Raw genomic sequence first — 13,693 nt, forward strand, 5'->3', positions numbered from 1 at the left:
TTCATAAAGTTTGGGCCGGAAAGTTTGAAAGCTATGGTTTTTAGAGGTGCCCTATGTTTTAATCTTATTATTGGTGACTATTAAGGGTACGATTGATGGACCGTCTAAGTTGCAAAAAGCACGGATATCTAAACTATCATCAGAAATTACCTTTTAAACTTAATGTGCATATTTACATCAGAATCTAATTGCAGCACAGCATTAGTGCTGGATCGCTGAATTTAATATAGCAATACTCCTAGAAGTTATTGGCATTAAGACCTGCCTCTCCATAAGTTCTTAATCTAGCCCCCTTCATTAGAAAGATGTCTGATTTCTAATCTCTGAATGTAAATGTCATTCTTTAGTGATAATGCTAGGTTTGCGATCGTGATAAGCTAGACATAACTGTACTTAATGGTGAGAATTGAATCCACATGAAAGTTTTATTGTATCTACTTGTCCTACTCTCAACTCCACTTCTTGCTGCAAGCCCAGAAGCAATCTATGGCAAAACTGGCATGGTTACCTCTAGATCTGCACTTGCTTCTGCTGCCGGACTCGAAATCATGAAAGCGGGTGGCAATGCAGTAGATGGAGCCGTTGCAACAGCGTTTGCATTGGCGGTGACATATCCATCTGCGGGCAACCTTGGTGGCGGTGGTTTTGCTATCGTGCGTTTAGCCAATGGTAAAGTCGTAACGTTAGATCATCGGGAAACCGCCCCAGCTAGTGCTAGTCGTGATATGTATCTAGACTCAGAAGGAAATATTATCAAGAACTTATCAACAGCGAGTCACAAATCGTCAGGCACTCCAGGTTCTGTAGACGGTTTAATTACATTACTCGAAACCTATGGCTCGCTTTCAATAAAGCAGGTTATTACTCCGGCAATTCGTTTAGCAGAGGAAGGCTTTCCCCTAAGTCATGATCTTGCGCGTCAATTTAAAAAAGTGCTCAAGAAGATGGATCAGTATCCTGGATCTGTCAAGACCTTCTCCAAAAATGGAGTGCCTTATGAGGAAGGTGACTTTTGGCGGCAGCCTGAACTCGCAAAGACCCTGGAGCGAATAGCGCTTAGTGGACGCGACGGTTTTTACAAGGGTAAAACTGCAGACCTTATCATCGCTGAGATGCAACGGGGCAACGGAGAAATCACGCTGAATGATCTAGCAAACTACAAATCAATTTGGCGAGAGCCAATTAGAGGTATGTATCGGGGTTACGAAATTTACGGCATGCCCCCCCCATCTTCCGGTGGTGCGCTTGTGATACAAATTCTTAACATGATGGAATCCTACGATATTTCTGCTATGGGTTTTGGGAGTGCTAAGGCGATTCACTTGATGGTTGAAGCGGAGCGACGTGCCTACGCAGACCGTGCAGAGCATCTTGGAGATCCGGAATATTATGATGTGCCTATTGCGATGCTCACTGATAAGCATTATGCCGCACATCGTTTTGCCGATTTTGATCCTGATAATGCAAGTAAGAGTGAGGATGTTGGAGCTGGGCACTGGCTCGATGAAAGCTCTGAAACAACCCATTTTTCAGTGTACAAAGAAGGTATGATGGTTGCACTAACGACAACGCTCAATAGCTCCTACGGAAACAAGATCGTTGTCCAGGATGCTGGCTTCTTGTTGAATAACGAAATGGATGACTTTTCAATTAAAGAAAACTCACCCAATCAATTTAGTGTGATAGGTAGAGAAGCAAACGCTATTGCCCCAGGAAAAAGAATGTTGAGTTCAATGTCTCCAACGCTTGCACTCAAGGATGGTCAACCCTTCTTGATCACGGGATCCCCGGGCGGTTCAACAATTATTACCACGGTACTTCAAGTAATCGTGAATATCATTGACCATGGCATGAGTATTGAGGATGCAGTTTCTCTGCCACGCTTCCATCATCAGTGGCTACCTGACAGAATTATATACGGCAAGTACGGTATTTCACCGGATACACTTGAAGTGCTAAAAAAGATGGGGCATATTGACTTTAAAGAAGCTAGCTGGGGGAGAGGTATAGGAGACGCTAATTCCATCATGATTACTGATAGCGTAATCTCCGGCATCAAAGATCCGAGAAATGAGGGTGCGGCACTCGCTTATTAGTCGCTTAACTGAGCTAGTCTCAATCTGATTTGACAATGCACTTGTCAAAGTGAGCGTTACCAAGTTTGATATGGGTGCGAATGCGACATTTAACTTTTTGAAATGTAACACTTAAGGTTCATACTAGTAACCTGCCGGACTTAAAGGAAATCGGCTGCAAATTGAGCTGAACGGCGTATATTTCGCCGCCAGGTGAAAGCTCGAAAATCACCCTCGTTCAGCTCAGTTTTCGCTACGATTCTTTTAGTCCGACAGGCTGCAATCTGAAATATGACATTATTAATTTATCGGCCTTAGGATGGGTAATTTTAAACTGTTTTTTCGTAATATTTTGATGAGGAGAGCATCATGCGTGTTTGGCAATTATTATTGACTGTTCTTTCCGTCTTGGCATTAAGCGGCTGTGGCTACAACACTCTGCAATCCACTGACGAGCAAATTAAGGCAAGTTGGGCTGAAGTGCTGAACCAATACCAACGTCGCGCCGACTTGGTACCTAATCTGGTTAGTACCGTCAAAGGCTTTGCCGCACAAGAACAAGCAGTATTACTGGGTGTAACAAATGCGCGAGCCAAGGTCGGCAGCGTTCAGATCACACCGGAGCTCATTAATAACGAACAGGCTTTCGCCAAATTTCAAGCTGCTCAGGGTGAACTAACATCAGCATTAAGCCGTTTGCTAGTAGTAAGCGAAAATTATCCACAGTTAAAATCTGACGCCAATTTTCGCGATTTGCAAGCGCAGCTTGAAGGCACTGAAAATCGTATTACAGTGGCGCGCAACCGGTACATTAAGACGGTACAGGATTACAACATTACTGTGCGCTCTTTTCCCAGTAACTTAACCGCCATGATATTCGGATTCAAGGTAAAGCCATCCTTCACAGTCGAAAACGAGAAAGAAATCTCTAGACCACCAACAGTTGATTTCAGCGCGCCTGGTCCGCAAGTGCCTGCTAAATGACATGATACGTGCCTGGGCACCAGCCCTGCTACTTACACTGGTATGGTTAAGCGTAAGCGGTTTAGCGCACGCCGAAGTCGAAGTACCGCCACTCAGCGCTCGCGTAACTGATTTAACCAGTACACTCGATGCCGTCCAAAAGCAACAGCTTGAAACACGCCTCGCCCAATTTGAAGAAAAAAAAGGCGCGCAAATTGCTGTACTGCTGATTCCAACTACCCAACCAGAAACTATCGAACAATTCGGTATTCGGGTTGTTGACGCTTGGAAACTTGGGCGCAAGGGAATTGATGATGGTGTATTGCTGCTCATTGCCAAGGACGATCGTACATTGCGCATTGAAGTCGGCTACGGCCTGGAAGGTGTGCTGCCTGATGCTGTTGCGAAGCAAATTATTTCCGAGACCATAACGCCGCACTTTAAGCGCGGAGATTACTATGCAGGCATTGCAACTGGGATCGAACAACTGCTGAAGGTGATTGAAGGTGAATCGTTACCGCCTCCTCGTGAGAGCAGTGCGGTATCAGGAGGTATCAATAACCTTGAGTCATTGTTGTTTATCGCTTTTATGCTAGTGATGGGAGTGGGTGGTGTACTTCGCAAATTTTTAGGACGCTTACCCGCAGCAATTGTCATTGGTTTTGTTACCGCTATGCTCGCTTGGCTCATCGTCGCGCCTATTTTAATTGCGGGAGTTGTGGGCTTTATGGCGTTTATGCTTACGTTGGTTGGCGGTGGGCGTGGCGTTATGGGAGGCGGTGGTTTCGGCCAGGGCGGGTTTGGTGGCGGCGGGTTTGGTGGCGGCGGCGGTGGATTTGGTGGCGGCGGCGCATCGGGACGATGGTGAATGGCTATTCAACGCATTATTAAGCATTTAATCACTGGCAGCATGGCCGTGAAGGCTGTGTTCCCAGCCCATTCGCTGCAAGCCATTGAGCAGGCAATTCAGGAAACCGAAGCCAAGCATTCTGGACAAGTTCGCTTTGCAGTTGAAGCATCACTTGATTTCGCCGCTCTCTGGCGTAACCAGACTGCAAATGATCGGGCTATTGATATATTTTCTCAATTGAGAGTTTGGGACACAGAGCTCAATAATGGAGTGTTGATTTACTTGCTGCTCGCCGATCGTGATGTGGAAATTGTCGCTGACCGTGGCATATATACGAAGATTGAGAAAGCTGGCTGGGAAGAAATTTGTCTTGAAATGGAATCAGCATTTCGTCTGGACCATTTTGAAGCTGGGGTAATCAAGGGGATTCATTCAGTCAGTAACCATTTACAGCAGCATTTTCCGAAACAACCCACCTCAGTGAATGAGTTGCCAGACAAACCAGTAATATTATAAGCAATAGGTAAACGCACATTATGAAATGTGATTGTATGTTTCTTCAATGAAGGAACTCACTGTACTTGTTTAGTACTAACTCTTCCGTCAGCAGATCGCGTAGTGCAGCTTCATTAATTTGGTTCGGCCTCCAATCTCTCGGCTCGCTGGAATGACAACTGAATTTCTGCTTATAAGCGAACTAGGGCTCGTACTGTGACATCTGGGTGAGCGATCATCAGATCGAATTTGATTGACTACCATTGTTCAACAGGTATGGTTTACGAGCTATCTACTTAGGGCAAATTATAGCTTTCAAACAAACGTATCAAACGCTTGTTTCATAATTGACCGGATGGTACAATTTTTTTGTTGTCGTGTTAAGGAATAAATTTATACTTGCCGTGTGGCCTATGCCACTGTTTCTAATGTAAAGGAGAACACAATGCTAAAACGAAATATCATTGCTGGATTACTGATGGTAAGTTTGCCATTCGCTGCCCATGCTGCAGATTCTTATACTATGGATCCTCAGCATACCTACGCACATTTCAGTGTCAGTCATTTGGGTTTTTCCACTATGCAAGGACGTTTCGATAAAACTAGCGGCAAAGTAACTTTAGATCGTACTAAAAAGAGCGGGTCGATTGATGTCACCATTGGAGCGGCTTCACTTACCACTGGTTATGACAAGCGCGACGCCCATCTGCGTTCCCCAGATTTCTTCAATGTTGCAGAATTTCCCACGCTGACATTTAAATCAAGTGCAGTAAAATTCAAGGGAGACACGCCAGTAAGTGTAGAAGGTAAGCTCACTCTACTCGGTGTAACCAAACCAGTAACACTCACTATTCACTCCTTTAAATGCGGCAGTCACCCGATGAATAAAAAAGAGCTGTGCGGCGCGGACGCCAGCGCACAGATTAAACGCTCAGATTTCGGCATGAAGTATGGCCTACCTAGCGTGGGCGATGACATAAAGATGGTATTCGAAGTGGAAGCGTATAAAGACTAATCAATATTTCCATGCATAAGAAATGGAAAGTACACATATTTTTAAATTATGTTAGTTTTTGCAGACTGGATTTTGAGATTCTTTTCACTGGATTCTTGCCTGTAATGGCAGGCAAGAACTCATCCTATCAAGTATTGTGAAAGACGTTCTAAAGATTCTACAAAACAAATTTGAACTCGCCTGAAATCAGTCGATATTTAATGTCAACAGTTCATCGTGCTGGCGCGTTGAAGTAAGGTAACTCGCGAAAGAAGGGGTCTCAAATGAAACGTATTTTATTTGCAGCGATGCTCGTCACTATCGCTGCACCAGCATTATCTGCTGATGTTGGCGTATCCATAAGTCTTGGCCAGCCTGGCTTTTATGGTCAAATCGATATCGGTAACCATCCAAAACCTCAGTTAATCTATCGAACACCTGTCATTATTCAACCAATGCCAATGGGCAGGATGGCTCAACCAGTTTATCTGCGCGTGCCCCCAGGCCACCGGAAAAACTGGCGTAAGCACTGCCATAGATATGGCGCCTGTGGGCAGCAAGTCTACTTCGTTCGACAGGACTGGTATAACAACGTTTATATTCCTAGTTATCATGCGCATGGCAACAGGAGAGGTGGTCATGCCAGGAACCATGGCAGTCATGATAGGAACTATTACAGGAACCATGATGGTGGTCATGCCAGAGCGCATTTCGGTCATGACAAGAATCATGGTGGTAAACATGCCAAAAGCCATGTCGGACATGATAAGAACTATTATAAGAACCATGATAGTAGACATCACAGGTGACACTAAGTCATTCTAAGGAAACTTTCCGTAAATATAATACGCAAAATCCAACTCATCTCGACGAGATTATTGTAATTTAGTACCCTGTTTACATTTCACTTATACCCGTATAGGCATGGTATAAACAACTCGTTAACTTTTCGCCGCGCTCATGGTAGCGCAATCATTATCCATCAACCAAGATAATTTGGGTCAGGCTTAGCTGCGGCATCAAATGCTGCAATGCTATTGCCTTCGACTGCCACATGTACTGATACCTTGAACCGGATAGATGTCATTGACAACCCGCCGGTCTACGGGATTTCGACGGGGCGAATATGGGATTTTAATAAGTGCCCTTAAATAGTTTGGCTATGTCCCTCACGTACAGCAGGATAAGTTGCCTTTACTGGCAGAGATTCCACTTGAATGGTGGTGACGAAAATATCAGGTTTACTTCTTATGCGGGAAACTTTGATTCCCGCTCATTACATTTAGAGCCTCTATATCTCTGCATCTATTAGCTTTCGTATGGATATCGCTAAATTGATATTCATTACTGAAGTGAAATTCTAGGCCATGATCTGCGCTGAGGTATAATTGCGCCACTTTTTTCGCCACATTTCCTATGAACGTTTTTTACGAAGAAGATGGCGCTTTCAAGGTCGGCTCGATACTTACTGACAACACAACTTCACTGCAAGTGGAAAGCACGCACGGTAAACGTAGCAAGATCAAGGCTGCCAACGTGCTGCTTCGTTTTGCCCAGCCGGGGTTGACTGAACTTATGACGCATGCGGAAGGCATCGCAGCAGACATAGACGTGGAATTTTTGTGGGAGTGCAGCCCACAGGAAGATTTTGGCTTTAATGAGTTAGCCAGCGAGTATTTTGGACACGAGCCAAATCCCATCGAGGCAGCGGGAACCTTGATTCGCTTGCATTCTTCACCAATGCACTTTTACAAAAAAGGCAAGGGCCGCTACAAGGCCGCACCACCAGATGCCCTTAAATCGGCGCTAGCCAGTGCCGAAAAAAAACGTCTGCAGGCTGCCTTGCAAGCGCGTTACACCAACGAGCTGATTGCTTTCACCTTGCCACCGGAATTTACAGATAAGTTACCGCATTTACTATACAAGCCGGATCGCAACACCATCGAGGTGAAAGCACTGGAGGCCGCCTGCACTGCAAGCCACTTATCAGCTGCACACTTGCTGCAACGCTGTGGAGCAGTTCCTTCTACACATTCGTACCATTTGCAGCGCTTCTTATTCGCAAATTTCCCACATGGAACTGGTTTCGCTGAGGTTGATCTGGCTGACTGTGCCGACCTGCCACTGGCAGTAGATACTGCATTTAGCATAGATGATGCAACCACCACAGAAATTGACGATGCCTTTTCGGTTAGAGAGCTTGCCAACGGCAACTGGCGTATCGGTGTACATATTGCCGCCCCTTCGCTGGGCATAATGCCCGGCTCCCCAGGTGATGACATCGCGATTCAGCGCATGTCCACGATATATATGCCTGGAGACAAGATCACCATGTTGCCAGACAGCGTGGTGCAGGCATTTACCCTTAGTGCTGACAAGGTTTGCCCATCTCTTTCCATGTATATCGAAGTCGATGCCGAAACTCTGGACGTGCTCGGCACGGAAAGCCGCGTAGAACGCATTCATATTGTTGCTAATCTACGCCATGATACGCTGGAACCGTTGTTTAACGAGGATACGCTGGCAGCAGGCGATCAGGATTTTCTCTTTGCGACAGAGCTCACGCTTTTATGGAAGATAGCGCAAAAGCTGGAGGCAATGCGCGGCAAATCTGCCGAAAATAATACCCAGCAGGTGGATTACAATTTTCACGTAGAAAACGATCGCATCAGCATCAGTACTCGACAGCGTGGTTCACCCATCGACAAGCTGGTGGCAGAGCTGATGATTTTCGTTAACTCGGAATGGGGCAAACTGCTCGCAACACACGACGTTGCGGGCATATACCGCACGCAAAGCAATGGTAAGGTAAAGATGAGCACCGTGCCGGCGCCACACCAAGGTTTGGGCGTGGCACAGTATCTGTGGTCAAGTTCGCCGCTACGTCGCTACATAGATTTTGTTAATCAGCGTCAGATTATCAGCCTGCTGCGAGAAGAGCCACCCGCCTACAAAACAAATGACACCGCGCTGTTTGCTATTATGCGCGATTTCGAAGCTGCCTATGCACTGTACAACGAATTCCAACGCAACATGGAACGCTACTGGTGTTTACGCTGGCTGCTACAGGAAAATATTCAGCGCACCGAAGCGCTGGTACTACGTGAAAATCTGGTAAAGCTCGTAAATATTCCGTTGACAAGCCGCATCCCATCATTACCGGAATTACCGCCAAATACTCGTGTAATCCTGGAAATAGGCGATATTGACCTGCTCGACCTGAATTTCAATGCCCGCTTTATATCCAAGGTAGAGGAGGAGGCCACCGCTTGCTAGTACTCTTCAAACAGCCGATCGCCATTGCCTTGGCAGTTTCGCTAGTGCTGCATACTTTTATGCTGTTTGGCATCGGCTTTGCCTTGCCCGACCCGCGCAAAATCACTGATTTCATGCAACCGCTGCAAGTGGTGCTGGTAAACAGCAAATCAAAATCGAGCCCTGTAAAAGCAGATGCCTTAGCACAACACAACCTTGACGGCGGTGGTAATACAACTGAAGATCGTCGCGCAAAAAGTCCCCTGCCTGCATTGAACGATGACAAACAATTCACACCTGAACAATCTGCACAGCGCGTGCAGCAGCTCGAACAAGGTGTCAAACTTCTACTGGCACAGGCAGCCATAAGTCCTCACAGGGTACCGCAACAAAAAATCCAAGGACAAGAGCAATACCAAAAAGCCAGTGACAGTTCGAATAACTTGGATTTAGTGCAACGCAAGCTGGAGATCGCGCGCCTGGAAGCACAGATCAGCAAGGATTTTGATACTTATCAAAAATTACCACGGCGAAAATTTATTGGTGCGCGCACCCAGGAATATCGTTTCGCACAATATGTTGAAGACTGGCGCATCAAAGTAGAGCGCATAGGAAACATGAACTATCCCCAAGCAGCGCGTCAGAATAATATTTATGGCAAACTGCAACTCAGCGTCTCCATCCGTGCAGACGGCAGCTTAGAAAATGTGGAAGTTAGTCGCTCATCCCGACAGCCCATTCTGGACGCAGCGGCACGACAAATCGTACAACTGGCTGCTCCTTTCGCCCCTCTCCCGCCAGATATCCGCAAAGACACTGACATTCTTACTATCACACGCACTTGGACATTTACCTCAGCCGATACTCTGCAAAGTGAATGACTGATTTCCGTAACAATCAAATTCCGAGCATCCGCTCCCGGTATTTTATCCTGCTTTCTGGCTTTTAGTGTTAGACCGAAATCACTGATCAACTTTCATCAACCCAAAATTAGAAAATCATCAATGTTATTTTGGCTATGTCGCATTCATAAAATTGCTCATTGTCACTATCGTGACGCAGGATGCAGCGCCGTTGTCGACACTATCCCAAGCCCCGAAAAAACCTGTACACGGCAAAAGCTGCCCACTCCCGCCTCAGTTTGCTGGCCATGCTGCTGGCGACCAAACATGGCGAAGCGGTTTGGCAACATGAGTTTCTATACAACATTCGCACGGCTGAAATTTCCGTAAATTGGTTGGTATATGCCAGATGTTAGCCAGCCTTATCGACCCGCACGCTCCACACAATCTGCAACAACAATGCATAAAAATTGCTCTCACGGTAATTCCCTCAGGTTATGCTGGATAGCTTTTTGACTAGGGCACCGCTATAAATTCAATTTTTTTACTCGCACCTCGTCTTGCCTAGAACATTGAGTTTTTAAAGACCTAAACATTATCATGTTCACGTGCATAACCAATTATTCCGGCCAAGAAACGTACTATTGCATAGCTGAAGCGCATTAATAGTCGCATCCATATACCATGCTTACGCCACACAGAAGGAGAAATAAACTGGGCACTGCGCGCAATTTCTTGCATCAAATCGGCGCGCAATGATTCAGCAAATCCTGCATCACGAACTACCAGGTTAGCCTCTCGCGCTAACCACAGACTGAATGGATCTATGTTGGATGAACCTACGGTTGCCCAATAGCCATCCACCACTGCCACCTTGGCATGCATAAAACTGGCGTGGTATTCATAAATTTCCATACCTGCTCGCAACAGTTCGTCATAAAGCGCACGTGTAGCAAAGTGCTGCAAGCGGTACTCCACCCGCCCTTGCAACAGCAACACTATGCGCACTCCGCGCCGAGCCGCCTTGAGCAAAGCATCGCGAAAGCGCAATCCAGGCAAAAAATAAGCATTGGCAATGATAATTTCTCGTTGAGCATCGGCAATAGCTTTAAGATAAGCTTGTTCAATTGCGTGACGATTACGCAAGTTATCACGCAATACGAAAGCGACTTTTTGTTGATCAGTATTCTTGTATGCAGCCAGCAGCTTTACGCGTTCGCGTTGCCGCCGAAAATTTATCCACGAAATCAGCGTCCACAAACGCCGCATCACGAAGTGTATTTGCTCTGTTGTAGCGCCCTGCATCTCAACCGTGTAATCCAATCTCGGCGCTATAATTTGCCCACCTGGCACGTCATTAATAATATTGACGCCGCTTACAAAGGCTATTTGCTCATCTACCAACGCCAGCTTGCGATGCAACCGGCGCAGTCGGTGGCGGCGTAAGCTGAATCGTGCGATTTCCGGGCGATACCATAATACCTCTACGCCTGCCCGACGAAGCTCGTCCACCCACGCATCTGGCAACTCGGCTGAGCCGAAACCATCTAGCAACACATGCGCCATAACGCCACGCTTGGCCGCGCGTTGTAACGCCTGCGAGATTTGACGACCGACGGTATCGGCGGCATATATATAAGTTTCCAGATAAACTGTGCGGGTCGCGGCGTCTATCGCTTTAATCAGGCGCGGAAAATATTCTTCACCATTACGCAACAGCATCAGAATATGACCGTCAACCAGATGCGTACTACTCATAGATTGAGAGTCGCGGATAGTGCTACATGATCTGAAATCTTTCTCCACGCATGCACCTCACAGCGCTGAATCTCCAGACCACGCACATATATGCGATCCATGCATAGCAGTGGTATGCCCGCCGGAAAACTGCGTGCCGGCCTGCCAAGATTTTCCTCAAACACCTCATGTAAATTCAAATTATTGGCTAACAGACGACTGGCATAATTGCGCCAGTCATTGAAATCACCTGCGACAATAAGCCTCGCATCTTCCGGCACCATCTGTTTGATACGTTCAATCAGCGCACTTAATTGCACCCCGCGGCCGCGTTTGAATAAACCGAAATGTACACAAATGCAATGCAGCGGCTGACTGATTACATTTTTATCGGTTTTTGGCAGGTCAATTACACAGTGCAGCAAGCCTCGACTTTCGAAGCGGTGCGCGGAAATATCCAGATTATCCCACTTCACAATTGAGTGACGACTTAAAAGGGCATTTCCGTGATGCCCGCCTATATAGACGGAATTCTTTCCATATACATGATGCGGCCATATCTGGTCAGCCAGAAACTCATGTTGCGGCGGAGTGGAGGAACCAGGGAGATGTCGCCCATCGAGGTATTTCTCGCCCTGCACTTCCTGCAGAAATACGATGTCGGCGTTGAGCTCACGCAAGCGTTCGCGCAATTCGTGCAACACAATGCGCTGGTTGAAATGAGACAAGCCTTTGTGAATGTTATAGGTGACGACGTTAAGTGTGGTCATAAGTACCTCATCAATACCCCATCAGCAGACCACATATCATTACACTATACGTAATGAGCGTTTGTTAGCTGCAACCACCGATCATGCGTTACCTATGCCTCGGGTAGGAAGGTCGATTTGACGAGCAAAATCAAGCATGCGTTCGATAGAGACCTTAGCTCGACGCCCGATTACCGGATCGACATGTATCTCATTCTTTCCACTTTCCAACGCTTGAGCCAGATTCAGTAACCCGTTCATAGCCATCCATGGACAGTGATTACAGCTAATGCAAGTCGCTCCATCTCCAGCCGTAGGCGCTTCAAGAAACACCTTGTCAGGCGATAAATTTTTCATTCTGTGCAGAATACCGTTATCGGTCGCCACAATGAACTTATTCGCAGCAAAATTCTGTGTTGCGTTAATGAGCTGCGTGGTTGAGCCCACTACATCAGCAAGCTGAACCACTGCCGGGGGAGATTCCGGATGCACTAACACCTTGGCATCCGGGTGTTGTGCCTTAAGTTCAGCCAACTCCTTGGTCTTGAACTCGTCATGCACCACACATGAACCTTGCCACAGCAATATGTCGGCGCCACTTTGCTGCTGAATGTAATTGCCAAGATGACGATCTGGAGCCCACAATATCTTCTGCCCCTTCTCCTTAAGGTGCTTAACGATTGGCAACGCGATAGAGCTGGTTACAACCCAGTCGGCGCGCGCCTTCACCGCCGCACTAGTATTGGCATACACCACCACGGTTCGATTCGGGTGTGCATCACAGAAAGCGGTAAACTCTTCTACCGGACAGCCAAGATCAAGCGAACAGTTGGCATCCAGATCAGGCATTAACACGCGTTTTTCCGGGTTGAGAATTTTCGCTGTCTCGCCCATGAAACGCACCCCCGCCACCACTAACGTTTGCGCTGGATGTTGATGTCCAAAATTTGCCATATCAAGAGAGTCAGATACACAACCGCCGGTAGCATCGGCCAAGTCCTGCAAGTCTGGATGCACGTAATAATGTGCAACCAGCACTGCATCCTGTTCTTTTAACAGTCGTTTAATTCGCTCGATTAACATGGCTTTTTCATCGGGCTCCGGTTCGCGCGGCTTCTTCGCCCACGCTATCGGTGTGGAGCAACCGGGATGCTCGTAGGCAATCGATATCATGCCATCTTGCTTGTCAACTTCCTTCATTTCAAAATCTTTCGTTCACAATGTTATGGTCGGTTTCTGCCCTCAGCTCTTTCAGGCAACTGCAAAATCGCTTCTCGGTTGCTTGGTGAAAACACCTGACCCGCAGCTTCCTGCCAAGGCAACCATTTATAGCTAAGATGTTCTCGTGGTGACAGTTTGACAGGAAGCTCGCAAGGTAATTCCAAGCCAAATACATGCTCGGTATTGTGCTGAGTGCCAAGCGCATAGCGATGCTGCCATTTGGCATAAATCTCATAGATATTTTGCGTTTGCCAGTCCACCAATGGATAGTGATTGGCATCCAAGCCAGTCTCCTCAAAAACTTCGCGCACAGCTGTCTCGCACAAAGACTCGCCATCATCTATGCTACCGGTGACTGATTGCCAAAAGCCGGGGTGATCAGCGCGTTCAAGAAGCAACACTTCAAAATTCACGGTATAAATCACCACTAAAACCGAAACTGGTAATTTATATAGCATGGATTGCTCTAACAGAAAAAAGCCCAGAATGGTTTATCTCGCGACCTCCAGAAA

The 13,693-nt window shown here is 46.8% G+C and carries 12 protein-coding genes; 8 read left to right on the forward strand and 4 right to left on the reverse strand.

Going from position 1 to position 13,693, the window contains the following annotated elements; genetic code table 11:
• Positions 1-416 precede the first annotated feature (416 nt).
• The 8 genes from ggt (at position 417) to MJ770_RS13155 (ending at position 9,513) form a co-directional block, all read left to right on the forward strand.
• Positions 417-2,096: a gamma-glutamyltransferase gene (gene ggt / locus MJ770_RS13120; protein ID WP_239255150.1), complete on the forward strand. Its 1,680-nt coding sequence runs from the start codon at positions 417-419 to the stop codon at positions 2,094-2,096.
• A 348-nt stretch (positions 2,097-2,444) separates the two neighbouring features.
• The gene (locus MJ770_RS13125; RefSeq protein WP_239255151.1) at positions 2,445-3,059 is read left to right on the forward strand and encodes a LemA family protein; all 615 of its coding nucleotides are present in this window, start codon (positions 2,445-2,447) and stop codon (positions 3,057-3,059) included.
• 1 nt (position 3,060) lies between these two features.
• Entirely contained in the window at positions 3,061-3,906 is an 846-nt protein-coding gene (locus MJ770_RS13130; protein ID WP_239255152.1) for a TPM domain-containing protein, read from the forward strand.
• The gene (locus MJ770_RS13135) at positions 3,907-4,404 is read left to right on the forward strand and encodes a TPM domain-containing protein (protein ID WP_239255158.1); all 498 of its coding nucleotides are present in this window, start codon (positions 3,907-3,909) and stop codon (positions 4,402-4,404) included.
• Between the two features lie 424 nt (positions 4,405-4,828).
• A complete protein-coding gene (locus MJ770_RS13140) occupies positions 4,829-5,398 on the forward strand; it encodes a YceI family protein (protein ID WP_239255160.1) in 570 nt (189 codons plus the stop codon).
• 263 nt (positions 5,399-5,661) lie between these two features.
• A complete protein-coding gene (locus tag MJ770_RS13145; protein WP_239255162.1) occupies positions 5,662-6,186 on the forward strand; it encodes a hypothetical protein in 525 nt (174 codons plus the stop codon).
• Between the two features lie 607 nt (positions 6,187-6,793).
• A complete protein-coding gene (locus tag MJ770_RS13150) occupies positions 6,794-8,653 on the forward strand; it encodes a ribonuclease catalytic domain-containing protein (protein ID WP_239255164.1) in 1,860 nt (619 codons plus the stop codon).
• Positions 8,647-9,513, forward strand: coding sequence for an energy transducer TonB (locus MJ770_RS13155; RefSeq protein ID WP_239255166.1), 867 nt, complete (start codon positions 8,647-8,649; stop codon positions 9,511-9,513). Before MJ770_RS13150 ends, MJ770_RS13155 begins: the two co-directional genes overlap by 7 nt.
• 549 nt (positions 9,514-10,062) lie before the next feature.
• Here the strand turns inward: MJ770_RS13155 and clsB are convergent.
• The 4 genes from clsB to nudB form a co-directional block, all read right to left on the reverse strand.
• The gene (gene clsB, locus MJ770_RS13160; RefSeq protein WP_239255168.1) at positions 10,063-11,232 is read right to left on the reverse strand and encodes a cardiolipin synthase ClsB; all 1,170 of its coding nucleotides are present in this window, start codon (positions 11,230-11,232) and stop codon (positions 10,063-10,065) included.
• The gene (locus MJ770_RS13165; RefSeq protein WP_239255179.1) at positions 11,229-11,981 is read right to left on the reverse strand and encodes an endonuclease/exonuclease/phosphatase family protein; all 753 of its coding nucleotides are present in this window, start codon (positions 11,979-11,981) and stop codon (positions 11,229-11,231) included. Before MJ770_RS13165 ends, clsB begins: the two co-directional genes overlap by 4 nt.
• An 81-nt stretch (positions 11,982-12,062) precedes the next feature.
• Positions 12,063-13,160, reverse strand: a complete 1,098-nt coding sequence (gene nadA, locus MJ770_RS13170) for a quinolinate synthase NadA (protein ID WP_239255181.1) — start codon at positions 13,158-13,160, stop codon at positions 12,063-12,065.
• Positions 13,161-13,183: 23 nt separating this feature from the next.
• Positions 13,184-13,639, reverse strand: a complete 456-nt coding sequence (nudB, locus tag MJ770_RS13175) for a dihydroneopterin triphosphate diphosphatase (RefSeq protein ID WP_239255183.1) — start codon at positions 13,637-13,639, stop codon at positions 13,184-13,186.
• Between the last annotated feature and the right edge of the window lie 54 nt (positions 13,640-13,693).

Source organism: Candidatus Nitrotoga sp. M5 (assembly GCF_927904885.1).
GTDB lineage: Bacteria > Pseudomonadota > Gammaproteobacteria > Burkholderiales > Gallionellaceae > Nitrotoga.